The organism is Microbacterium sp. LMI13-1-1.1, assembly GCF_040815625.1.
GTDB lineage: Bacteria > Actinomycetota > Actinomycetes > Actinomycetales > Microbacteriaceae > Microbacterium > Microbacterium forte.
In genome coordinates, this window is sequence record NZ_JBFPNL010000001.1 from 1,315,690 (window position 1) to 1,338,432 (window position 22,743).

19 protein-coding genes are annotated in these 22,743 nt (G+C 67.4%); 4 read left to right on the top strand and 15 right to left on the bottom strand.

Annotation, left to right across the window (positions count from 1 at the left end; genetic code table 11):
• Positions 1-19 precede the first annotated feature (19 nt).
• The 10 genes from MRBLMI13_RS06490 to MRBLMI13_RS06535 all read right to left on the bottom strand — a co-directional run bounded on the left by MRBLMI13_RS06490 (position 20) and on the right by MRBLMI13_RS06535 (position 10,923).
• Entirely contained in the window at positions 20-1,096 is a 1,077-nt protein-coding gene (locus tag MRBLMI13_RS06490) for a UDP-N-acetylglucosamine--N-acetylmuramyl-(pentapeptide) pyrophosphoryl-undecaprenol N-acetylglucosamine transferase (RefSeq protein ID WP_367819646.1), read from the bottom strand.
• Entirely contained in the window at positions 1,093-2,331 is a 1,239-nt protein-coding gene (ftsW, locus tag MRBLMI13_RS06495) for a putative lipid II flippase FtsW (RefSeq protein ID WP_042538439.1), read from the bottom strand. The genes MRBLMI13_RS06490 and ftsW overlap by 4 nt, the downstream gene beginning before the upstream one ends.
• A complete protein-coding gene (gene murD / locus MRBLMI13_RS06500) occupies positions 2,300-3,838 on the bottom strand; it encodes a UDP-N-acetylmuramoyl-L-alanine--D-glutamate ligase (protein WP_367819643.1) in 1,539 nt (512 codons plus the stop codon). Before murD ends, ftsW begins: the two co-directional genes overlap by 32 nt.
• The gene (gene mraY / locus MRBLMI13_RS06505; protein ID WP_056377159.1) at positions 3,828-4,940 is read right to left on the bottom strand and encodes a phospho-N-acetylmuramoyl-pentapeptide-transferase; all 1,113 of its coding nucleotides are present in this window, start codon (positions 4,938-4,940) and stop codon (positions 3,828-3,830) included. Before mraY ends, murD begins: the two co-directional genes overlap by 11 nt.
• Entirely contained in the window at positions 4,937-6,349 is a 1,413-nt protein-coding gene (locus MRBLMI13_RS06510) for a UDP-N-acetylmuramoyl-tripeptide--D-alanyl-D-alanine ligase (RefSeq protein ID WP_042538446.1), read from the bottom strand. Before MRBLMI13_RS06510 ends, mraY begins: the two co-directional genes overlap by 4 nt.
• Before the next feature lie 28 nt (positions 6,350-6,377).
• Complete coding sequence (locus MRBLMI13_RS06515) at positions 6,378-8,159, bottom strand: peptidoglycan D,D-transpeptidase FtsI family protein (protein ID WP_367819640.1); 1,782 nt, start codon at positions 8,157-8,159, stop codon at positions 6,378-6,380.
• Between the two features lie 39 nt (positions 8,160-8,198).
• On the bottom strand, positions 8,199-8,774 hold the full coding sequence (locus MRBLMI13_RS06520) for a hypothetical protein (RefSeq protein ID WP_056377154.1): 576 nt from the start codon (positions 8,772-8,774) through the stop codon (positions 8,199-8,201).
• Entirely contained in the window at positions 8,771-9,709 is a 939-nt protein-coding gene (gene rsmH / locus MRBLMI13_RS06525; RefSeq protein WP_042538452.1) for a 16S rRNA (cytosine(1402)-N(4))-methyltransferase RsmH, read from the bottom strand. Before rsmH ends, MRBLMI13_RS06520 begins: the two co-directional genes overlap by 4 nt.
• A gap of 117 nt (positions 9,710-9,826) precedes the next feature.
• A complete protein-coding gene (mraZ, locus tag MRBLMI13_RS06530; RefSeq protein ID WP_042538455.1) occupies positions 9,827-10,258 on the bottom strand; it encodes a division/cell wall cluster transcriptional repressor MraZ in 432 nt (143 codons plus the stop codon).
• A gap of 293 nt (positions 10,259-10,551) precedes the next feature.
• Positions 10,552-10,923 carry a DUF3040 domain-containing protein gene (locus tag MRBLMI13_RS06535; RefSeq protein ID WP_042538457.1) on the bottom strand — a complete coding sequence of 124 codons (372 nt, stop codon included), beginning with the start codon at positions 10,921-10,923 and terminating at the stop codon, positions 10,552-10,554.
• Between the two features lie 161 nt (positions 10,924-11,084).
• Here MRBLMI13_RS06535 and MRBLMI13_RS06540 point away from each other — a divergent pair, with 161 nt between their 5' ends.
• Positions 11,085-12,110: a polyprenyl synthetase family protein gene (locus tag MRBLMI13_RS06540; RefSeq protein WP_414685950.1), complete on the top strand. Its 1,026-nt coding sequence runs from the start codon at positions 11,085-11,087 to the stop codon at positions 12,108-12,110.
• Positions 12,111-12,148: 38 nt separating this feature from the next.
• On the opposite strand, the gene MRBLMI13_RS06545 is transcribed toward MRBLMI13_RS06540, so the two are convergent.
• Positions 12,149-12,493: an Rv2175c family DNA-binding protein gene (locus MRBLMI13_RS06545; protein WP_331451978.1), complete on the bottom strand. Its 345-nt coding sequence runs from the start codon at positions 12,491-12,493 to the stop codon at positions 12,149-12,151.
• A 218-nt stretch (positions 12,494-12,711) separates the two neighbouring features.
• Between MRBLMI13_RS06545 and MRBLMI13_RS06550 the strand changes: the two genes are divergently transcribed.
• Entirely contained in the window at positions 12,712-13,899 is a 1,188-nt protein-coding gene (locus tag MRBLMI13_RS06550) for a LysM peptidoglycan-binding domain-containing protein (RefSeq protein ID WP_367819634.1), read from the top strand.
• Positions 13,900-13,978: 79 nt separating this feature from the next.
• Positions 13,979-15,925 (top strand): Stk1 family PASTA domain-containing Ser/Thr kinase, encoded by a 1,947-nt coding sequence (gene pknB, locus MRBLMI13_RS06555; RefSeq protein ID WP_367819632.1) that lies wholly within the window; start codon positions 13,979-13,981, stop codon positions 15,923-15,925.
• A 114-nt stretch (positions 15,926-16,039) separates the two neighbouring features.
• Here the strand turns inward: pknB and MRBLMI13_RS06560 are convergent, their stop codons facing one another.
• Together MRBLMI13_RS06560 and MRBLMI13_RS06565 are read right to left on the bottom strand one after the other, a co-directional pair.
• On the bottom strand, positions 16,040-17,380 hold the full coding sequence (locus tag MRBLMI13_RS06560; RefSeq protein ID WP_042538465.1) for a class II 3-deoxy-7-phosphoheptulonate synthase: 1,341 nt from the start codon (positions 17,378-17,380) through the stop codon (positions 16,040-16,042).
• A 38-nt stretch (positions 17,381-17,418) separates the two neighbouring features.
• Complete coding sequence (locus MRBLMI13_RS06565) at positions 17,419-18,117, bottom strand: lysophospholipid acyltransferase family protein (protein ID WP_042538590.1); 699 nt, start codon at positions 18,115-18,117, stop codon at positions 17,419-17,421.
• Positions 18,118-18,267: 150 nt separating this feature from the next.
• Between MRBLMI13_RS06565 and MRBLMI13_RS06570 the strand changes: the two genes are divergently transcribed.
• Complete coding sequence (locus MRBLMI13_RS06570; RefSeq protein ID WP_367819630.1) at positions 18,268-20,100, top strand: AMP-dependent synthetase/ligase; 1,833 nt, start codon at positions 18,268-18,270, stop codon at positions 20,098-20,100.
• A gap of 60 nt (positions 20,101-20,160) precedes the next feature.
• On the opposite strand, the gene def is transcribed toward MRBLMI13_RS06570, so the two are convergent.
• Positions 20,161-20,652 (bottom strand): peptide deformylase, encoded by a 492-nt coding sequence (gene def / locus MRBLMI13_RS06575; protein ID WP_367819628.1) that lies wholly within the window; start codon positions 20,650-20,652, stop codon positions 20,161-20,163.
• Entirely contained in the window at positions 20,652-22,733 is a 2,082-nt protein-coding gene (locus MRBLMI13_RS06580) for an AAA family ATPase (protein ID WP_367819626.1), read from the bottom strand. The genes def and MRBLMI13_RS06580 overlap by 1 nt, the downstream gene beginning before the upstream one ends.
• Positions 22,734-22,743 lie beyond the last annotated feature (10 nt).

Here is a 22,743-nt window from a genome sequence, read left to right on the forward strand (position 1 = left end):
AGCCGTGTCCAGGGCGATGTCAGGACGCCCTGAGCGCGCGATCAACCAGGGCGATGAGATTCTCTGTGCCGCTGCGGGTGCCGACCTGCCCCGCGGCAGCCTGCATGACCGCGAGTTGCTGCTGATCCTTCATGACCGGCAGCACGAGGCGGCGCACCGCATCGCCGTCGAAGGTGGCGTCGTCGAGGAGACGGGCAGCCCCGGCGGCCACGGCCGATGCCGCGTTCAGTCGCTGCTCGCCGTTGCCCACCGAGTACGGCACGTACAACGCAGGAATCCCCAGCGCGCTGATCTCGCTCACGGTGGCGGCGCCGGATCTCGAGACGATGAGGTCGGCCAGGGCGAACGCGAGATCCATCCGGTCGACATAGCGACGCATCGCGTAACCGGGCACCTCGGGGTCTGCGAGATCGCTTCGCTCGCCCGTGACGTGCAGCAGCTGCCACCCGGCGGCCAGGATGTCGCCCCACGAGTCGGCGATGGCCTCGTTCAGCCGTTGAGCGCCGAGCGAGCCGCCGAAGACGAGAAGAACTGGGCGAGCAGGGTCGAGCCCGAAGCTCGCGGCGGCTTCGTCGCGAAGAGCCGCGCGGTCGAGCTCGATGACCTCTCGTCGCAGCGGCATGCCCACCACCTCGCCGCCTCGCAGGGGTGTGCCCGCGAAGGCCACTCCCGTGGCAGCGGCCCGACGCGCACCGAGCACGTTCGCGAGGCCCGGCTTCGCGTTGGCCTCATGCACGACGAAGGGCACGCCCTCACGGCGCGCCGCGACGTAGGCGGGGGCGGAGGCGTAGCCCCCGAATCCGACGACGACGTCGACGCCATGAGCGCGGATGTGATCGCGCACCTGAGCGATCGCTCGGCGGAACCGGGCCGGGAACATGGCGGCCTGCCTGTCGGGACGCCGAGGGAACGGGACCTTGTCCACGACGAGCAGCTCATAGCCCCTGGCCGGGACGAGACGGGACTCGAGCCCCTCGGCCGTTCCCAGCACCAGGACGGCGGCCTCCGCGTCGCGGGCGCGCAGCGCGTCAGCGACGGCGAGCAGGGGGTTCACATGACCGGCGGTTCCACCGCCGGCGAGAAGGTACGTGGTCACCGTGTGACCTTACCCCGCCCTGCTGAAGCGGCTCGTCCAGCCGAACGTGCCTCGGCGACGGGGATGGTGCGCGCGAAGGAAAGCAGCACTCCGCAGGCGATGAGAACAGCCAGCAGCGCCGTGCCGCCCTGCGACATGAAGGGCAGCGGAACGCCCATGACGGGGAACAGCCCGATCACGACACCGATGTTGAAGACGGCCTGACCGGTGATCCACACGGTGATACCGCCGGCCGCGACGCGGATGAACGGGTCTGCCGTCTTGCGGATGATGTGGAAGGCGCCGACGGTGAAGAGTGTGAACAGGGCCAGCACGACGATGCAGCCGATCAGGCCCAGTTCCTCACCGACGATCGCGAAGATGAAGTCGTTGCCGGCGGCGGGGAGCCAGCCGTACTTCTCCTGCGAGTTGCCGAGGCCCACCCCGAAGATGCCGCCCGAGGCCATGCCCCAGATCCCGTGGATCGACTGATAGCAGTCGCCCGTGTAGGCCGTCATGTCGGAGCATGTCGCGGTGATGCGCCGCATGCGGTCGGGACTGGTGACGGCGAGGGCGACGACGGCGACGACTCCGAGAAGCACCGGCAGAATGAACAGCCGGAGCTTCACGCCGGAGAAGAAGAGGCAGCCGAGCAGGATGATGACGAGCACCATCGCGGTGCCGAGGTCCTTGCCCGCGATGACCGTTCCGATCGCCAGCGCACCGACGGGCACCACCGGGATGAAGACCTGGTGCCAGGTGCCGAGCATGGTCTGCTTGCGCAGCAGGACGTAGCCGATCCACAGCGCGAGGGCGAGCTTGAGGAACTCGGAGGGCTGCAGGGTGAACCCTGCGATCATGATCCAGTTGCGGTTTCCACCGTCCTCGATGCCGAGCGGCGTGAAGACGAGGAGCTGCAGTGCGATGGCGCCGAACAGTGCCGGCCACGCCATGCGCTTGAGGAAAGCGATCGGAAGTCGTGAGATCAGGAACATCAGCGGCACGCCGAGCACGGCGAAGATCCCCTGACGCAGAGCGCCGTCCATCGGGTTCTCCCCGTTGGACACGGCGGTTGCGCTCGTCGCCGAGAGCACCATCACGAGACCGAAGATGGTCAGCATCAGCGCGGCCGATGCGATCATCAGGAATTCGGTCGAGACCGGAGTGAAACGACGACCGAGCGACACTCTGGCGGCGAGGCCGCCCGAGCCGGTGCTGCTCGGGTCAGAGCGGTGGGGGCGTTCGACCTGTGTCATCGGCGCTCCCCCGGTCTATCCAGTCCTGCACCGCTTCGGCGAAGCGGTGTCCTCGATCCGCATAGCTGGAGAACTGATCGAAGGAGGCCGCTGCGGGGGCCAGCAGGACTGTGCCCTCGTCTTCGACGATCCCCGCGGCGATCTCCACCACGCGACTCATGACCTGACCAGTCTCGCCAGCATCCACCTCGAACACCGGAACCTGCGGCGCGTGTCGCTCGAATGCCGCGACGACGGCGGCACGCTCCACTCCGATGACCACGGCTGCACGGGCGGTCGCCCCGGCCGTCGCGACCAGGTCGGCGATGTCGACGCCCTTGAGGTCACCACCGACGACCCAGACCGCACCGGGGTAGGCGCGGAGCGACGAAGCGGCCGCATGAGGGTTGGTCGCCTTGGAGTCGTCCACCCAGGTGACGCCGCGGTGCCGGGCGATGATCTGAATCCGATGCTCGTCGAGTCGGAAGGACTGCAGAGCGGAGTGGATGGCCTCGGGCTCGACTCCCAACGAGCGGGCGAGTGCACTCGCCGCCAGGATGTTCTGCACGATGTGCGGCGCGGCGAGACCTGCTTCCTGGAGGTCCGCGACGGTCGTGATCTCGAGCGCGCTTCGTGCCCGGTCGTCCAGGAATGCGCGATCGACGATCAGCCCCTCCACCACACCGATGTCGCTCGGACCGGGGATGCCGAGATCGAAGCCGATCGCGCGCGCCCCATCGACGACCTCGGCCTCCTCGACCATGATCCTGGTCGCTTCGTCCGCCTTGTTGTAGACGCAGGCGACGCGGGTGTTGCGGTAGACGAGTGCTTTCGCGTCGCGGTACGCCTGCGCGCTCCCGTGCCACACCAGGTGGTCGTCCGCGAGGTTCAGGCACACCGAGGCATGCGGATACAGCTCGCCTTCCGCCTGGGACAGCCCGAGGTACCAGAGTTGATGACTCGAGAGTTCGACGACGAGAGCATCGAAGCCCGCCGGATCGCGCACCGCATCGAGCACCGGCACTCCGATGTTGCCGCAGGGTGCTGCACGCAGCCCCCCTTCGACCAGCAGCGAGGCGGTCAGTTGCGTCGTGGTGGTCTTCCCGTTGGTGCCCGTGATGAGCACCCAGTCGGCCGGAGTGCCATCCGGGCGCGGCACCTTGTCACGCACGCGCCAGGCGAGCTCGACGTCGCCCCAGAGCGCGATGCCGGATTCCTGTGCCCAGCGGATCACGGGGTGCGACGGAGCGAACCCGGGAGACGCGATGACGACCTCCGGTGCGAATTCCGTCAGCGCCTCGGGAACCTGATCGAGAGGACCGAGCTCGAGTCGGGCACCGATCACCGGCAGGAGCTTGGCGTACTCCTCCTCGGCCGATTCGGCCAGCACGAGCACGTCCGCGCCGAGTTCGGTGAGCGTGTCGGCCACCGAGAACCCGGTCATCGAGAGCCCGAGCACGGCGACGCGCAGGTCAGACCAGTCGGCGTTCCAGCTCGTGAGCGTCGCGAGCCTCGTCTCAGTCGACACGCGTCAGCCACTCCACGTAGAACAGACCGACCGCCGAGATGGCGAGGAGTCCGGCGATGATCCACATGCGGACCACGATCGTCACCTCTGACCATCCACGCATCTCGAGATGATGGTGGAACGGACTCATCAGGAACAGTCGCTTTCCGCGGGTGATCTTGAAGTACGCGCGCTGGAGGATCACAGACCCGGAGGCGAGGACGAAGACGCCGGCGATCACGAGAAGCAGAAGCTCGGTGCGGGTGAGGATCGCCATCGCGGTGATGACGCCTCCGATCGCCATGGAGCCGACATCGCCCATGAACACCTTCGCCTTGGGAGCGTTCCACCAGAGGAAGCCGATCAGGCTCGCGGCGAACGACGCGGCGATGATCGCCAGGCTGAACGGATCGCGGACCTCGTAGCATCCGCCCAGCGCCGCGGTCTCGACTCCCTCGCCGACGCACGACTGCTTGAACTGCCAGAACGCGATCAGGCTGTAGGCACCGACGACGATGACCCCGGCGCCCGCGGCGAGACCGTCGAGTCCATCCGTGAGGTTGACGCTGTTCGACGTCGCGACGCCGATGACGGAGATCCACAGCAGATACAGCGCCCACCCGAGGATCGCGGTGAAGGCGAAGAGGTTCAACCAGGGGATGTCGCGGAAGAGCGAGATCGAACCGGATGCCGGGGTCTGATCGAACGCGTTCGGGAAGTTCAGGGCGACGATGCCGAACGGGATGATCACGACGAGCTGACCGATGATCTTGCGCCAGCCCGAGAGTCCGAGGCTGCGCTGGCTGCGCACCTTCATGTAGTCGTCGATGAAGCCGACGGCTCCGAAGCCCACCATCAGCCAGATGACGAGAAGCGCGGACAGCGCGGGGGTGCCCCCGCCGACGTACGTGCCGGTGAAGTAGCCGACCATGGTGCCGACGATGAAGATGACGCCGCCCATGGTGGGCGTTCCGCGCTTCGCCTCGTGGTTCGGGTTCTCGATCGCCTCGGGCGTGCGGATGACCTGGCCCCAGCCCCACTTCCGGAAGAGCCGGAGGAAGACGGGAGTCAGAAAGAGTGTGAAGGCGAGCGAGATGGCAGCCGCCATGATGAGAGATCTCACGAGAACAATTCTCCCAGACGATCGCCGAGGTGCCGGAGGCCCACGGAATTGGAGGACTTCACGAGCACGCGGTCGCCGTCTCGGAGTTCGGTGCGCAGGTAGTCGAACGCTGCGTCCTGGTCGGGGAAGAAGATGGCCTCGCTGTCCCAGGAGCCTTCGCCGATGGCCGAGATGTAGAGCCTGCGGGCCTCGGGGCCCACGACGACGATCCGCTGGATGTTCAGCCGGACGGCCAGCAGTCCGATCCGGTCGTGCTCCTCGCCGGCGGTCTCACCGAGCTCGCTCATGGCGCCGAGCACCGCGACCGTCCGCTCCCCCGGGCCGGTGATCTGGGCGAGAGTGCGCAGCGCCGCCGACATGGAGTCGGGGCTGGCGTTGTAGGCATCGTTGATGATTCGCACCCGGTCGCTGCCCATGGGCTGCATCCGCCAGCGCTCCGCGATCTCGACCGTCTCGAGACGCGCGATGGCGTCAGACGCCGACACGCCCAGAACCCCCGCTGCTGCGATGGCCGCAAGCGCGTTGCCGATGTGGTGCGCGCCGAGCACCCGCAGGCGAAGGGGCAGGCTCTGCCCCGCCGCTTCGATGATGCACGAGGTGCCGGACGCGGTGACCTCGAGGTCGTGGGCCTGCACGTCCGCCGCGGTGCTCTGCCCGAAGCTGACGACCTGCATTCCCCGCGACCGCGCGAGCTCGCCCATGGCGGCCACACGGGAGTCGTCGATGTTGAGCACAGCGGTGCCTTCGGGCCTCGCAGCGGCCACGAGCTCGGACTTGGCCTTGGCCGTCGCCTCGATGCCGCCGAAACCGCCGGCGTGAGCCATACCGACCATCAGCACCACCGCGATGTCGGGCTCGACGAGTCCGGCGAGGCGGGCGATGCTCCCCGGCGCATCCGCACCGAACTCGCTGACGAGGAAGCGTGTGTCGTATGTGACGCGCAGCATGGTGACCGGCGCGCCGACCTCGTTGTTGTACGAGTTGATGGGCGCGACGGTCTCGCCCTCGTCGGCGAGGATGCGGGCGAGGAAGTTCTTGGTCGTCGTCTTGCCGTTCGACCCGGTGATCCCGACGATCTTGAGGTCGCCCGCTGCGCGCACGCGCGCGACGACCTCCCGTGCGAGGTCGGCGAGGGCGACGATGACGTCGGGAACGATGATCTGCGTGATCTCGTCATCGACTGCGTGCTCGACGATCGCGAGCGCAGCACCGGCGGCCAGCGCCGAGCCGACGAATCGATGTCCGTCGGTCTCTGCTCCCGGCTTCGCGACGAAGACGGATCCGGGCACCATGTTTCGCGAGTCGGTGTCGACCACACCGTCGACGACGGTGTCGGCGGTCGAAGAACCGGCGAGGCGGAGATCACCCCCGACGACAGCGGCGATCTCGGCAAGCGACAGGGCGATCATGACGTCTCCAGGCGCGGCAGGGCGCCGTCTATTCGAACTTCGGAAGCAGTGCGTCCATCGGGCTGGAGGACGGCATCACGCGGTAGGTCTTCATGGTCTGGGTCATCGCCTTCTGGAAGGCCGAGGCGGTAGCAGCAGACGATGTAACTCTAGTCGGCTCATCGAGAGTCACCACCACGACGTACTGCGGATCGTCGACCGGAGCGAAGCCCACCATGCTCGTGTAGTACACGCCGGACTTGTATCCGCCCTTGCCGTCGGGGATCTGTGCGGTACCGGTCTTGCTCGTCACGCGGTAGCCGGGGACCTGGATCCGGTCGGCGTTGCCGCCCTGGACGGCGACGTTCTCGAGCATCCGCGTCAGGTCGGCGGCGGTCTCGGGCTTGACGATCTGCTCCGGCTCGGGCGCCTGGGGGGTGACCACCGTGCCGTCGGGTGCCGTGCAGGACTCGACCAGTGAGAGGCCGATCTTCTGGCCGCCGTTGGCGATCGCCTGGTAGGCGCCGGCGAGCTGGGGAGCGGTCACCGTGAAGTACTGACCGAAGGTGGTCGTGTACAGCGACTGGTTGTCCCACTCGCTCGTGGGGTGGATCTCACCGGACGTCTCGCTGGGGAAACCGACCGTGGTCTCTCCCACTCCGAAACGCTCGAGATAGTCGTGCCGGACGTCCGGGCTCACCATCGTGCCGAACTTCGACAGCGCGACGTTCGAGGAGTCGATGAGCGCGCCGGCGAGGGTGTACTGGAAGGTGGGGTGGACGAACGCGTCGTTGATCACGGCGCCGTTCTCGAACTTCTCGTGCGAGGACGCCGAGACGGTCGGACTCGTCATGGTCACGCCGGCGTTCTCCATGACGGCTGCAGCGGTCACCGCCTTGAAGGTCGACCCCGGCTCGAACGGGTAGGTGAAGAGCTTGCTGGTCCAGGTCTCCGGCGACGAGGCGTCGAGATCGTTGGGGTCCATGGTCGGCCATTCTGCGGCCGCGCGGATCTTTCCGGTGCCGACCTCGACCACGGTGACCGTGCCGCCCTTGGCGCCCTGGGCCTGCGCCTCCTCGGCGATCATCTGCTGCATGTACCACTGCAGATCGCTGTTGATCGTCAGCTGCACGGTGCCGCCGTCGACGGCATCCACCCTGCTCTCGCTGCCGGGGATGACGACGTTGTTCTTGCCGGTGCGGTACGACTCCTCGCCGTCTGTGGGAGCGAGGCACTTCTCGTCCATCTTCTCGACGCCGGCCTGCGCGGTACCGGTGCCGTCGAGGTACCCGAGGAGGTTTCCTGCGACCGCTCCGTTCGGGTAGACCCTGACCTCGCGCGGCTTCATGACGAGGTACGACGACACCTTGAGTTCCCGCAGTTCGATGTACTTCTCGGTGCTGAGGCCCTTGACCAGCGGCAGGTACTGCGAGTCGGGGTCCTGCGCGAGCTTCGCCGCGACCTCTGCCCGCAGCTCGTCTGCGTCCAGGCCCATGATCTCGGCGATGCGGGTCGACGCCTCGGCCCACGGCAGCTTCGGAGGGTTCTTGTCGTCCTCCTCCAGCAGCCGGATGACCTGAGGGCTGAGCTGCGCGTCGTAGACCAGGACGCTCTCGGCGAGCACCGATCCGTCGCTGTCGACCACTGATCCCCGCTCGCCCGGGATCGAGGTGCGGTGGGCGATGAACTCGAGCGACTGGGCGACGTGCTCGTCGGCCTTGACCACCTGGATGTCGACGAGACGCACGACGAACGCAGCCAGGATCGCCAGGATCACCGCGAGCGCGACGACCGTGCGTCGCCGCGGCGTGCGGGTTGCTCGTGTCGTCATGGACTCTCTCCGTCAGGTCTCGGTGGTGGGCGGATTCGGCTAGCGGGTGCTCGGGCTCGGAAGCCCATCGGTGATCGCGGGCGGAAGCTCCTGCGCGGGGTGACCCGTCGTCCCTTCTGGGACGGCGTCGTCTGCCGTCGAGGCGTTGACCGGCACGTCGTTCAGCAGGGAGTTGCTCACTGCGCCCGCGCCGTTCGGATCGATCGTCGATGAGCCCGTCGCACCGGTTCCCTGACCGAACACGGCGCCGTCGCTCAGTCGCAGGTAGGACGGAGCCCCTGCCACGACCATGCCGAGGGATGCGGCGCTGGTGGCGAGCGACTGAGGCGAGCTCATCCCGGTGAGGTCCTCCTGCAGGGCGCTGGCGTGCAGGTCCAGCTCGTGCTGCTGCGCCGACAGACCTGCCAGCACGAACGAGTCCTGCGTGATCGCAAGTGAGAGTCCGATCTGCACGGCTCCGATGATCATGGCCCCGGCCAGTGCCGCGAGCGCGTAGGCGAGCTTCGGCTTGCGGCGGACCGGGGTGTCGGTCACCGGCTCGAGGCGTCGGCGAGGAGCGCGCTCGGGGGCTCCGGGCAGTGCGCTGGGCTTCCGTACTGCGACGTTCAGGCTCATGAGCTCTCCCGCACTTTCTCTGCGGCACGCAGTCTGACCGGAATCGCGCGGGGGTTGCGCGCGCGCTCGTCGTCGTCGGCGAGCTCCGCTCCCTTGGTGATGATGCGGAAGCGGGGCGCATGCTCCGGCAGTTCGACGGGCAGACCCCGGGGTGCTGTGGAGGCGGCGCCGGCGGCGAAGGCCTGCTTCACGAGTCGATCCTCGAGAGACTGGTACGACATGACCACGATGCGCCCGCCGACGGCGAGAGCGTCCATGGCAGACGGGATCGCGTCCGCCAGCACGTTGAGCTCGGCGTTCACCTCGATGCGCAGGGCCTGGAAGACGCGCTTGGCAGGGTGCCCGGCACGCTGAGCCGCCGCAGGCGTGGCCGCTTGGAGGATCTCGACGAGTTCACCGGATCGGGTGATCGGCTGCTTCTCGCGTGCGGCGATGATGAACCGCGCGTACCGGCCCGCGAGCTTCTCCTCGCCGTAGCGCTCGAAGATGCGACGCAGGTTGCCCTCGTTGTAGGTCGCGATGACCTCGGCGGCCGTGACGCCCTTCGTCTGATCCATGCGCATGTCGAGCGGGGCGTCCTTGGAGTACGCGAAGCCGCGCTCCGCCTCGTCGAGCTGCAGAGACGAGACGCCGAGATCGAAGAGGATGCCGGCCGCGCCCTGGGCGTGAAGCCCGATCTCGTCGTAGACGGTGTGCACGAGTGTGATCCGGTCCTTGAAGCGGGCGAGCCGCTCCCCCGCGATGCGCAGGGCGTCGGTGTCACGGTCGAGTCCGACGAGACGGATGTGGGGGAACCGCTCGAGCAGCGCCTCGGAGTGACCACCCATCCCGAGGGTGGCATCGACGAGCACCGCTCCGTCGGCCTGAAGGGCGGGAGCGAGGAGCTCGACGCAGCGGTCGAGCAGAACGGGGGTGTGGATGTCGCGGAGGTTCATGATCTCTCTCGGGTGACCTCTGTATGTCGGTGACCAGGGCCCTGATCCCCCTCCGCTTCACGACCCGGCACCGGGGAAGTGTGTCGGGGCAGGAGCGGCGGGGCATCACAGCCGTGGTCAGAAGAGTCCCGGAATCACCTCCTGCTCGAGATCGGAGTAGGTCTCCTCGCCGGCTGCGAGGTAGTTGTTCCAGCTCTCGGCATCCCAAATCTCGGCGTGGGCGCCGACTCCGGTGACGATGAGTTCCTTCTGCAAGCCCGCGTACTGACGGAGGTGCACGGGGATGGTGATGCGGTTCTGGCTGTCTGGCATCTCCGCACTCGCACCGGAGAGGAACAGGCGCATGAAGTCACGCGCCTGCTTGTTCGCGAGCGGCGCCTGACGGATCCGTTCGTGCATCGCCTCGAACTCGGCCGTGCTGAAGACGTAGAGGCAGCGTTCCTGCCCTCTGGTGACGACGATGCCGCCACCGAGGTCTTCGCGGAACTTCGCGGGAAGGATGACCCGTCCCTTGTCGTCCAACTTCGGAGAATGCGTTCCCAGCAACATCAGCCATCACCCCCTCTCCGTCCGGCCAACTCGAGGTGCGCCCCACTTTACTCCACTTTCCTCCACAAACCTACGGTCAATCCGCAACCAGGGGCTGCGAGAGCGTCAGTGCGCGCAAAAAAACCGCGAGATCACGCGGCTTCTCAGAGTGGAGGGAGGTGGAGCGCCAGTGGAGGACCAGCGCGGGGTCGGTACGCCGGTGTCCACCCCCACAGCTCACCGTGGATTCAGCGCCCGAACACGACGAAGGCCCGGATGCTCAGAGCATCCGGGCCTTCGAGGAAGTGGTGGGGTTAGTTGCCGTCTTGGCGGCGGTCCCATCGATCGTTCATGCGATCCATGAAGGATGCCGAACTGCGCTGCTTGGGTGCGCGCTCGCGCGGGACTGCAGAGAGGGGCTTGCGAACGGGGGTCACGGCGATCATGACGCCCCCGAGCATGGCGGCGAATCCGATGACGCCGACCACGACGCCCCAGACGTCACCGAGCACGACTCCGACGATCAGTCCGCCTACCCCGGCGAGGAGCAGAAGTGCTCCATAGACGAGGTTGCGGTAGCTGAGAGCTCGATCGCCTGACGGCGCACTGACGACATCGGCGTCGTTGTGGAGGAGATGGCGTTCCATCTCATCGAGCAGACGCTGCTCCTGTTCGGAGAGTGGCATTTCGTCCCCCTCGGGTATTCGTCCGTCCATTCTACGCGCGGTATGCCGCTGCGGGCTAGCAGTAAGGGCCTCCGTTGGCTTTACGTATGCTGGGAGTCGTGCCGACCCCCTCCTTCGTCTCCGACGCCGTCGCCGCACGCCTGCGGCTGTTCCTCGACCGGATGCGGGGCGAGTCCGCCGACTACGGCGCTGATGCCGAGGGTCTGATCGATTCGGCCGCCGACACTCTCGTGGGCGGCAAGCGACTGCGCGCCCGTTTCTGTCATGCAGGCTGGCAGGCCGTCGCACGCTTCGGCGATCGCGACGCCGAGGAGTCCGCGGCCCTCTGGGATGTCTGCGCAGCTCTGGAGATCTTCCAGTCCGCGGCACTTGTGCACGACGACCTGATCGACAACTCCGATACTCGGCGCGGCCGGCCGGCCGCTCACCGCGCCCTGGAGAGCGCCCATGTCGGCGCAGGATGGCGCGGGGACCCGGCGGCGTTCGGTCGCTCGTCGGCGATCCTCCTCGGCGACCTGCTGGTGGCCTGGAGCGACGACCTTCTCGAGGACGCGATCGAACCGCTCCCCCATGCCGCGGCGGTTCGACGAGAGTACGGCCGCATGCGCCGAGATGTCACCGTCGGCCAGTTCCTCGACATCGCCGAGGAGTCCGCCTGGAGCGTTCATGCCACCGACTCGCATGTCGAGCGCGCCCTGCGGGTGGTCTCGTTCAAGTCCGCGCGGTACAGCATCGAGCAGCCGCTGGTGCTCGGCGCGGCGATCGCAGATGCCGACAACGATCAGCTCCTGGCCCTCCGCCGGTTCGGTCATCCGGTCGGGATGGCGTTTCAGCTTCGCGACGACCTGCTCGGCGTCTACGGCGATGCCGCGGTCACAGGCAAGCCTGCGGGCGACGACCTGCGCGAGGGCAAGCGGACGGTGCTCGTCGCCCTCACGAGGCAGACGCTCGACACGTCGGCCCGCAACCTGTTCGATGAGATGCTCGGCGATCCCGAGCTCACGGCAGAGCAGGTCGCGTTCCTACAGGCGACCATCACGGCATCCGGCGCTCTCGAGCGCGTGGAGCGGATGATCGAGGATTACGCACGGGAAGCCGATCGGGCGCTCTCCGGAGCGCGACTCGACAATGCGGCTGTCGGCGACCTGCGGGATCTCGCACGCGCGGCGACGGTGCGATCGGCCTGAGGTCGGGCGCCGGCTGCGAGCGGTGGCGTCCGCTCGGTTCAGGCGAGGGTTCGGGCGACCCTGCGGACGGCGCTCTTGTGCCCGGCGAGAAGCGCGTCGATCGGCGAGCGACCCAGTTCGTCGTCGGGAGCGAGAAGCCAGTCGATGACCTCGTCATCGGTGAAGCCTGCGTCCTGCAGGACGATGATGGTGCCGCGCAGCGAAGACAGCGGGTGGTCGTCGACGATGAACACCGACGGAACCGCGAACACGCCGGAGCGACGCGATCCGATGAGGTAATGCTCGTCGATCAGCCGACGCACGCGGCCCAGCGTCTCATCGAGCACGTCGACGAGGTCCGGCATGGTCAGCCACTCGGTGGCGGTGACGCCGGAGGTGTTCACAGCGTTCTCGGACGCGGCCCCGGACTGCGGGGTTTCGGAGGGGTTGCTTTCAGACGACACAGACACCTTGCAACTATCTCACCTCTGAGAGCCGACCGCATTTCCGGCAGGATCGCGGCCTCGAGTCACATTCGCATCGCCAGCATCATCCGTCACTTCTGTTGACTTCCGTATACATACGTGCCACCGTGGGCGGACGTCGAACAAGGGAGAGCACCTTGACAACGCATGCTGTCGCGCGACGGACGCGCTATATCCAGCTCGGGGTACCTGCAGCCGTGCTGGGCACCCTTTCGGCGGCGATCGCCGCCACACCCGTCTCTGCGGATGCCGTCTCCTCGCCGATCGAACGGCTCCAGTCAGCACCGACGCGCATCGCGTCGGCCGAAGCGCCGCCCGCCTCGTACACCGTGCAGCCGGGTGACACGATCTCCTCCATCGCGAACCGCTTCGGGCTGCGGACAGTCGACGTGCTCGGCTGGAACGGACTCGGCTGGCGCTCGGTCATCTACCCGGGGCAGACCCTGTCGTTGACCGCGGGAGCCAGCCCCGCGGCGCCCACCGCGCCCACGGCGCCCGCCCAGACGAGCTCGACTGCCACCCACACCGTCGCTGCCGGCGACACCGTGTTCAGCATCGCGCAGCGGCACGGCACGAGCGTCGACGCCGTGCTCGCCGCGAACGGCCTCACCAGGGCATCCGTCATCTATCCCGGCCAGCAGCTTGCGCTCACCGGCGCTCCGGCCGCGGTCCCGACGACCGCACCCGCTCCCGTGGCGGCCGGCGGCCAGACGCACGCCGTTGCGGCAGGCGACACGCTGTTCGCGATCGCGAAGAAGTACGGCACGACCGTTGCACAGCTCTATGCGCTGAACGGCTTGAGCTCTGGGGCGATCATCTACCCCGGTCAGAGCCTGACCGTCGCCGCCGCGCCGGTCGCCGCTCCGTCCCCCGCGCCGGCTGCGGTCGCCACCACGCCACCGGCGCAGCTGTTCGCGACCCTCGATGCCGAACAGGCCGGCAACGCCTCGACCATCATCCGCATCGGGCGCGAGCTCGGCGTGCCCGACCGTGCCATCGCGATCGCCCTCGCCACTGCGATGGTCGAGTCGAGCATGCGAAATCTGCCGTCGGGAGACCGCGACTCGCTCGGCCTCTTCCAGCAGCGCCCCAGCATGGGCTGGGGCACCCCCGAGCAGGCGGTCGACCCCGACCGCAGCACGCGGGTGTTCTACGGCGGCTCCGCAGACCCGAACGGACAGGCCTCCCGCGGACTTCTCGACATCCCCGGCTGGGAAGCCCTGCGCTTCACGGATGCCGCACAGACCGTGCAGATCTCGGCATATCCCGAGCGATACGGCCAGTGGGAGACCCAGGCATATCAGTGGCTCGGCATCCACGGCTGACCGCCCTCTGAGCAAACCCGCAGGTGCAAGGGGCGAGCCGCTCCCCGGGCTTTCAGGCAGTTCTCCATAGAATCTTGACGTGACGACCAATCAGCAGGCCGACCCCCTCATCGGGCGGCTTGTCGACGGTCGATACCGTGTGCGGGCCCGGATCGCGCGTGGAGGCATGGCCACTGTCTATGTCGCCACCGATCTCCGACTCGAGCGACGCATCGCTCTGAAGGTCATGCATGCGCATCTCAGCGACGATTCCGCCTTCCAGAGCAGGTTCATCCAAGAGGCGCGCGCAGCGGCACGGCTGGCCGACCCGCATGTCGTCAACGTGTTCGATCAGGGCCAGGACGGCGAACTCGCCTACCTGGTGATGGAGTACCTCCCGGGCATCACGCTGCGCGAGCTGCTGCGCGAGCAGAAGCGGCTCACGATCCCGCAGACGATCACGATCATGGATGCCGTCCTCGCCGGACTCTCGGCAGCGCATCGGGCCGGGATCGTCCACCGCGATGTGAAGCCCGAGAATGTGCTGCTGGCCGAAGACGGCCGCATCAAGATCGGCGACTTCGGTCTCGCCCGTGCGACGACCGCGAACACGGCCACCGGCCAGCAGCTGCTCGGCACCATCGCCTACCTGGCACCCGAGCTCGTCACCCGCGGCACGGCAGACGCCAGGAGCGACATCTACGCGCTCGGCATCATGCTCTACGAGATGCTCGTCGGCGAACAGCCCTACAAGGGCGAGCAGCCCATGCAGATCGCGTTCCAGCACGCCACCGAGTCGGTGCCTCGTCCGAGCGTTCGAAACCCCGGCGTGCCCGAGCAGCTCGATGAGCTCGTGCTCTGGGCGACGGAGAAGTCGCCGGACGAGCGTCCTGACGACGCCGGTCAGATGCTGGAGCGTCTGCGTGAGATCGAGCGTGGTCTGGGCATCGCTCCCGCGGTCGCCGCTGCAACGGCCTCTCAGCGCTCGCAGGCGGACTCCGCTGACCTCACCAAGGTCATGCCGAGCACGATGGTCATCGCCGACCCCACCGCCCCGGTGCAGGCCGCCGTCGACAACGCGACCCTCCTGCGGCGTCGTTCGTCTCGACGCCGCGCCCGTGGCGCGTTTCTGCTGACGCTGGTGCTGCTTCTCGCGACGGTGGCCGGCGGTGTCGGGTGGTGGTTCGGATCCGGCCCAGGGTCCCTCGTCGCCGTCCCCGGAGTCGCCGGGCTGTCGTACGACGATGCCGCCTCGGCGTTGACCGCCGAGGGCTTCGTGCCCGTGCGCGGCGAGGAGAGCTCCATAGATGTCCCAGCCGGCGAGACCATCCGGTCAGACCCCGATGAGGGCGAGCGACTCGACAAGGGCACCGAGGTCACCGTCTTCGTCTCCTCGGGTCCCGCGTCGCACACGGCGGAGACCCTCAACGGCAAGACCGAGCAGGAGGCCCGCGATTACCTCGCGGACATCAAGGTCAACGTCACCGAGACTCCCCTGCTGCTCTTCTCCGATGCCGAAGCGGGTCGCGTGATCAACGCCTTCGTGACGCCTCGCGCAGGTGGCGAGGTGTACGCGTGCGCCGAGGGCTGCGAGCTGCTCGAGGACGACACCGTCGAACTCTACGTCTCGGCCGGCGCCTTCCCGGATGTCGCGGGGATGAGCGTGGACCAGGCGACCAACACGCTCCGCGACAAGGGCGTCGAGGTCAACCCCGATTCGCAGTTCGTCTTCAGCGATTCTGTCGCGAAGGACATCGTCATCGGGGTCACCGACCGTGCCGAGGAGGGCAATCGGCGCCCGGGCGAGACCGTCCAGCTGATCGTCTCCAAAGGACCCGAGCTGTTCCCGGTGCCGGATGTCGAGGGAATGAGCCGGGATGAGGCGGCCAGGACGATCCGCGATGCCGGCTTCGAACCGACGTGGAACGGCATCTGGAACGCGTTCCCCAACGATTTCACAGAGGTCACCGGGTCGGATCCAGGGGCAGGTTCTCAGCGCGCCAAGGGCACGGAGATCACCCTGCAGATCCGCAGCAGCGCGTTCTAGGGCGAAACCCGTCCGACCCCCACTCGTCCGCTCCCCGTGGTGCGTGCTCGCCGCTGACAGAGAGACGGCCCTCTCCGTGTGCGGAGGGGGCCGTCTCTCTGTGAGGCTCGTCGGTCAGCGCTTCTCGAGCTCTTCTGCCACGAGGAACGCCAGTTCCAGCGACTGCATGTGGTTGAGGCGAGGATCGCAGAGGCTCTCGTAGCGGGTCGCCAGTGCAGCCTCGTCGATGTGCTCGGAGCCTCCGAGGCACTCGGTGACGTCGTCGCCGGTGAGCTCGACATGGATTCCGCCGGGGAACGTCCCGACCGCGCGGTGCGCCTCGAAGAAGCCACGCACCTCATCGACCACGTCGTCGAAGCGACGCGTCTTGTAGCCGGTGGGGGTCGTGATCCCGTTGCCGTGCATCGGGTCGGTGACCCATAGCGGCTGCGCGCCCGAATCGCGGACGGCCTCGAGCAGCGGCGGAAGGGCGTCGCGGATCTTGCCCGCACCCATGCGCGTGATGAACGTCAGACGCCCCGGTTCGCGGTTCGGGTCGAGCTTGTCGATCAGTGCGAGAGCGGTCTCCGGCGTCGTGGTCGGACCGAGCTTGACGCCGATGGGGTTGCGGATCTTGGAGAAGTAGTCGACGTGCGCACCGTCGAGCTCGCGCGTGCGCTCACCGATCCACAGGAAGTGCGCCGAGGTGTTGAACGGGGTGTCCGTGCGCGAGTCGATGCGGGTCATCGGGCGCTCGTAGTCCATCAGCAGGCCTTCGTGGCCCGTGAAGAACTCGACGCGGGTGAGCTCGTCGAAGTCGGCTCCGGCCGCCTCCATGAACTTGATGGCCCGGTCGATCTCGGCTGCCATGCGCTCGTAGCGCTGGTTGGCCGGGTTCTGCGCGAAGCCCTTGTTCCACGAGTGCACCTCGCGCAGGTCGGCGAAGCCACCCTGGGTGAACGCGCGGATCAGGTTCAGCGTCGACGCAGCGGTGTGGTAGCCCTGAAGCAGACGACCCGGATCGGCTCGCCGAGACGCCTCGGTGAAGTCGTAGCCGTTCACGATGTCGCCACGGTATGCGGGAAGCGTCACGTCGCCGCGGGTCTCGGTGTCGCTCGACCGCGGCTTGGCGAACTGGCCTGCCATGCGACCCATCTTCACGATGGGCATCGACGCGCCATACGTCAGCACGACCGCCATCTGCAGGACGGTCTTGATGCGGTTGCGGATCTGATCGGCGGTGGCGCCCGCGAACGTCTCTGCGCAGTCGCCGCCCTGCAGGAGGAACGCCTTGCCGGACGCTGCGCGCGCGAGACGATCGCGGAGGTTGTCGACCTCACCTGCGAACACCAGGGGCGGAAGCGTGGAGATCTGCGCGGAGACCTCGGAGACACGCTCGGCGTCGAGCCACTGGGGCTGCTGCTTGATCGGGAGCGAACGCCACGCATCAAGCGCGTCGATGTGGTGCTGGAGCATGGTGTCCAGCCTAGTGCTCGCTGCGAAGTCGGGATGCCTCAGGAGCGCTGTGTGACGCGGGCGGGAAGCCTGTCCTTCACGCTCGACGCGTACACATCGTCGTACTGCTGCTCACCCAGTCGCTGGAGTGCCACCATGATCTCGTCTGTGACGGACCGCAGGATGTAGCGGTCGTTCTCCATACCCGCGTACCGGGAGAAGTCCAGGGGTTCGCCGATGACGATCCCGACCCTCACCACTCGCGGCAGACGCTGCCCGATCGGCATCGCGGTGTCGGTGTCGACCATGATCACGGGAACCACGGGGACCTTCGCCTCCATGGCCATCCGCGCGATCCCGGTGCGACCTCGATAGAGCCTTCCGTCAGGGCTTCGCGTTCCTTCGGGATAGATGCCGAGCAGGTCCCCGCGGCCGAGCACCTGCAGACCGGTGTTCAGAGAGGCCTCCGAGGCCTTGCCACCCGAACGGTCGATCGGGATCTGCCCTGTGGCCTTCATGAAGAACTTGGTGGCCCAGCCCTTGAGCCCGCGTCCGGTGAAGTAGTCGCTCTTCGCGAGGAACGACATGGGACGATCGATCATCAGCGGAAGGAAGATCGAGTCGGCGAACGACAGGTGGTTGCTGGCGAGGATCGCGGCACCGTTGGCCGGAATGTTCGCGCGCCCGACCACCCATGGTCGGAATATCGCTTTGACCACAGGGCCGATCGCCACGTACTTCATCAGCCAGTAGAACATCGAGGTGAAGTCTAGCGCCGCGATCGGCATCCGCCAGCGCCATGTCCCGATGACCTGCGATTGGCGACTGAGTCCCACTAGCGGTGCGACCGAGTCCCATGCTCTAGACTCGTGTGCAACCAGTGCCCGACCGGTACCGAAGGAGCTGCCGTGGTCCAGTTTGAAGTCCCCGCCGTCGTCCCCGCCGATCCCGAGGGGAACATCTCAGACCTCCTGGCGAAGCGCGTGAAGGCGACGCCGGATCGCCCTCTGTTCTCCGTGCCCGAAGGCGAGGGCTGGCGCGACATCACCGCAGCCGACTTCGAGACCGCCGTGATCGCACTGGCCAAGGGCTTCGTCGCCGCCGGCATCCAGCCGGGTGAGAAGGTGGGCTTCCTCGCCCGCACGACCTATGACTGGACCCTCGTCGACTTCGCCCTGTTCTATGCGGGCGCCGTCATGGTGCCGATCTACGAGACCAGCTCGCCCTCGCAGATCCAGTGGATCCTCGAGGACTCCGGCGCCATCGCACTCGTGCTCGAGTCGCCCGAGCACTTCGCACGCCTCGATGAGGTGCGCGGCGACCTCCCGCTGCTCCGCGAAGTCTGGCAGCTGCACCTCGGGGCGATCGACTCGCTGACCGCTCAAGGAGCGTCCGTGCCTGACGCCGAGATCGAGCGCCTGCGCAGCATCGCTGTCGGCTCCGACATCGCCACTCTCATCTACACCTCAGGCTCCACCGGTCGCCCGAAGGGCTGCGTTCTCACGCACAGCAACTTCGTAGAGCTGTGCCGCAACTCCGCCAAGGCGCTGGATGCCGTCGTGCAGACCCCCGGTGCGTCCACACTGCTGTTCATCACCACCGCGCATGTCTTCGCCCGGTTCATCTCGATCCTCAACATCCACGCCGGAGTCCGCACCGGACACCAGCCCGACACCCGGCAGCTTCTGCCGGCCCTCGGATCGTTCAAGCCGACCTTCCTGCTGGCTGTCCCCCGCGTGTTCGAGAAGGTCTACAACTCGGCGGAGCAGAAGGCCGAAGCCGGTGGCAAGGGCAAGATCTTCCGCGCTGCCGCCGACGTCGCGATCCAGCACTCGAAGCTGCTCGAAGAGGGAAAGAGCGTCCCGTTCGGGACGCGGCTCAAGTTCGCACTGTTCAACAAGCTCGTGTACAGCAAGCTGCGCGAAGCGATGGGCGGCAACGTCGTCTACGCCGTGTCGGGTTCGGCTCCCCTCGGTGCGCGACTCGGCCACTTCTTCCACAGCCTCGGCGTGGTGATCCTCGAGGGCTACGGCCTCACCGAGACGACCGCTCCCGCGACCGTGAACCTCGCGGACAAGTCGAAGATCGGCACCGTCGGCCCGGCGCTCCCCGGAGTGGGCGTGCGGCTCGCTGACGATGGCGAGATCGAGGTGCGAGGCGTCAACGTCTTCAAGGAGTACTGGAACAACCCTGCGGCCACCGCCGACGCGTTCAGCGAGGGCGGCTGGTTCCGCACCGGCGACATCGGCAGCTTCGACTCCGAGGGGTTCCTCACCATCACCGGTCGCAAGAAGGAGATCATCGTGACGGCCGGCGGCAAGAACGTCGCACCCGCCGCCCTCGAAGACCCGATCCGTGCGAACCCGATCATCGGACAGGTCGTCGTCGTCGGAGACCAGCGTCCCTTCATCTCGGCTCTCATCACCCTCGACCCCGAGATGCTGCCGACCTGGCTCGCCAATGCCGGGCTCCCCAAGGAGATGTCACTCGTGGAGGCCTCGAAGAACGACGCGGTCCGAGCAGAGATCCAGAAGGCTGTGGATGCCGCCAACGCCCGGGTGTCCCGCGCCGAGTCCATCCGCAAGTTCACGGTGCTCGACAGCGAGTGGACCGAGGCGTCGGGTCATCTCACGCCCAAGATGTCGATCAAGCGCAATGTGATCATGAGCGACTTCGCCGACGAGATCGCCGCCATCTACGACGAGCCCGTCACCACCACGAACGTCGCCCTCGGCGGCTGACCCACCGAGATACGAGAAAGGCCCCGCCGCGGCGGGGCCTTTCTCGTATCCGTCCGAAGTTCAGAACCAGGCGCTCTCTCGGATCTCGCGCATCGCACGCTTGCGCGTCTCGGCATCGAGTCTCGTGAGGTAGAGCTTGCCGTCGAGGTGATCCGTCTCGTGCTGGAGCGCCTGCGCCATCAGGCCGCTTCCTTCCAGCACCACAGGCTCGCCATCGAGGTCGATGCCCTCGACCCTGGCCCACGGGTGACGCAGCGCGTCATGCCAGAGTCCGGGCACGGACAGACAGCCTTCCCCCGTCGGCACAGCCTCTCCACGAACCTCGGTCAGGACGGGATTGAGCACATAGCCGATGTCGCCGTCGATGTTGTAGCTGAAGGCGCGGAGCGCGACACCGATCTGCGGAGCGGCGACGCCGGCACGCCCCGGCAGCTCGACAGTGTCGATCAGGTCGGCGACGAGCGCTCGAACGCCGTCGTCGACGGCGTCGATCGGTGCGCAGACCGTACGAAGCACGGGGTCTCCGAAGACCCGGATCTCACGCACCGCCATCAGTCGACCTTCGCTCGCAGGCCCTCGACGAGCAGCGCAGCGAGCTCGCGCGCTGCCACTCGGGTCTCCGGCTGCAGGTTGGCGAAGACGATGGTCCCGCCTCCCGCGATCTGCGCGTCGTACGGCATCCGCACGACATGCTTGGCGCGCGTGCGGAAATGAGCCTCGAGTTCGTTGAGACGCACGAGCGGAGCACCGGGGGTCGACTGGTTCAGCACCACGACGGCCTCACGCGCCTGCTCTGCGTATCCGTTGCTCTCGAGCCAGGTGAGCGTCTCCGACGCCAGGCGCGCCTCGTCGACACTCAACCCCGAGACGATCACGATCTGATCGGCGAGATCGAGCGTGGCCGACATCACCGAGTGCACGATGCCCGTGCCTGTGTCTGTGAGCACGAGCGAGTAGTAGTGCGCGGCGACACCGGCCACATCCCGGTAGTCGCTGTCGCTGAAGGCCTCTGCGATCCGCGGGTCGGAATCCGACGCGAGCACGTCGAGGCGGGTGGCGTCTCGCGCGACGATCGCGGAGATGTCGTGATATCCCCTGACCTCGTCATGGATCCGGACGAGATCGCGCACGGACTTGTTGTGGTGCGGGCGGACCACACGCTCTGCGAGGGTGCCGCGATCGGGGTTGGCATCGACCGCGATCACGCGATCGTCACGGGCGTCGGCGAGAGCCATACCCAGCAGAGCGGTGATGGTCGTCTTGCCGACCCCGCCCTTGCGGGACAGCACCGGAACGAATCGCGCGCCGCCGACGATCGGTGCGGCGATCCTGGCGCTCAGCGCTTTGCGCTCACGGGCGCGGCGTCCGTCTCCGATGTTGATCCGACGTCCGGAAATCGTATAGAGGAAGTGGCTCCAGGCGCCCTCGGGCTCTGGCTTGGTGATGCGGTGCGGGTCGAGAAGACGATCTGCGGTGAGCAGGTCGGCGCTCTCGCGAGAGGAGTCGCCGAGAGCGTCCAGACGCTTCGCGGACAGCTGCACGTCGGTGCGGCCCGATCGGGTCGCCGGGGTCGCGGCCCGTCGGGGCTTCTCAGCGTTCATGACCGAGCTCTCCTTCTTGGCGAGTGATGCTGCTGCCGACGATCTCCGTGAGCTGGGCGCGGCGTCGATATCGGCTTTCGCCCTGGCGATGAACGCCGCGGCCGCGGCGGCCTCCGCTGCGACCGCGTCACCGGGCGCTGCCGAAGCTGTGGCAGCGGAAGCGGTGGCGCCGACGGCTGTCACGGGTGCCGTCCTCGGAGCACGTTCGCGGGTGCGCGCCGGCTCAGGTTCCGGTTCCGGCTCCGGCTCAGGCTCAGGCTCAGGCTCCGGCTCAGGCTCAGGCTCAGGCTCAGGCTCAGGCTCAGGCTCAGGCTCAGGCTCAGGCTCAGGCTCAGGCTCAGGCTCAGGCTCAGGCTCAATCGCGAGGTCGGGCTCGGAGAACGCTTCCGCCTCGGGGGCCGGCTCCGGCTCCATCGCGAGGTCAGGCTCGGAGGATGCTTCCGGCTCAGACTCGATCACGAGGTCGGGCTCGGAAGACGCGTCCGCCTCGAGGGCCGGCTCCGGCTCCATCGCGAGGTCAGGCTCGGAGGATGCTTCCGGTTCGGGCTCGGCTTCCAGATCCGGTTCGGCTTCCAGAGCCGGCTCGAGCTCGAAGTCGAGGTCGGCCTCAGGCTCCGCCTCGAAGTCAGGGTCCGGCTCCGACTCCGGCTCGAATTCGGGCTCAGGCTCGGGCTCGGGTTCGGGCTCCTGAACCGCGTCGGACTCGGGTTCGGTCACCCCGGTCCGATCCTCGTCCGCAACGGGCTCCGGCGGCAGCTCGATGATCATCGGAGCAGCGCCGAGCGGTGCCGGTGAGATCTCTGCAGCGGCCTTCGCCGCGGCGACCGGCTCGTCGATGATCAGGTCGGCGACGACCTCGCCCTCGACGACGCCATCGTCCTCCAGGTCGTCATCGTCGTCCTTCGGGAGCACGACGCTCACCTGCGCCGTGTTGCCGAGTATGCCGATGGCCGAGGTATCCAGAGACGTAGCGTCGTCCAGCACCCCTCTGGACTCGTCGTCCGGGTTGTCTGCCACGTTCTTCGGGGTCACTGTGTCACTC

What these genes read in the sequence shown, in the direction of transcription:
- mraZ (WP_042538455.1), bottom strand. Translation starts at nt 10,258, where the DNA reads ATGTTGCTGGGAACGCATTCTCCGAAGTTGGACGACAAGGGACGGGTC.
- def (WP_367819628.1), bottom strand. Translation starts at nt 20,652, where the DNA reads ATGGCGGTGCGTGAGATCCGGGTCTTCGGAGACCCCGTGCTTCGTACG.
- rsmH (WP_042538452.1), bottom strand. Translation starts at nt 9,709, where the DNA reads ATGAACCTCCGCGACATCCACACCCCCGTTCTGCTCGACCGCTGCGTC.
- MRBLMI13_RS06565 (WP_042538590.1), bottom strand. Translation starts at nt 18,117, where the DNA reads ATGTTCTACTGGCTGATGAAGTACGTGGCGATCGGCCCTGTGGTCAAA.
- MRBLMI13_RS06540 (WP_414685950.1), top strand. Translation starts at nt 11,085, where the DNA reads ATGCGGGGCGAGTCCGCCGACTACGGCGCTGATGCCGAGGGTCTGATC.
- MRBLMI13_RS06560 (WP_042538465.1), bottom strand. Translation starts at nt 17,380, where the DNA reads ATGCTCCAGCACCACATCGACGCGCTTGATGCGTGGCGTTCGCTCCCG.
- MRBLMI13_RS06510 (WP_042538446.1), bottom strand. Translation starts at nt 6,349, where the DNA reads ATGATCGCCCTGTCGCTTGCCGAGATCGCCGCTGTCGTCGGGGGTGAT.
- MRBLMI13_RS06535 (WP_042538457.1), bottom strand. Translation starts at nt 10,923, where the DNA reads ATGCCACTCTCCGAACAGGAGCAGCGTCTGCTCGATGAGATGGAACGC.
- ftsW (WP_042538439.1), bottom strand. Translation starts at nt 2,331, where the DNA reads ATGACACAGGTCGAACGCCCCCACCGCTCTGACCCGAGCAGCACCGGC.
- MRBLMI13_RS06515 (WP_367819640.1), bottom strand. Translation starts at nt 8,159, where the DNA reads ATGACGACACGAGCAACCCGCACGCCGCGGCGACGCACGGTCGTCGCG.
- MRBLMI13_RS06520 (WP_056377154.1), bottom strand. Translation starts at nt 8,774, where the DNA reads ATGAGCCTGAACGTCGCAGTACGGAAGCCCAGCGCACTGCCCGGAGCC.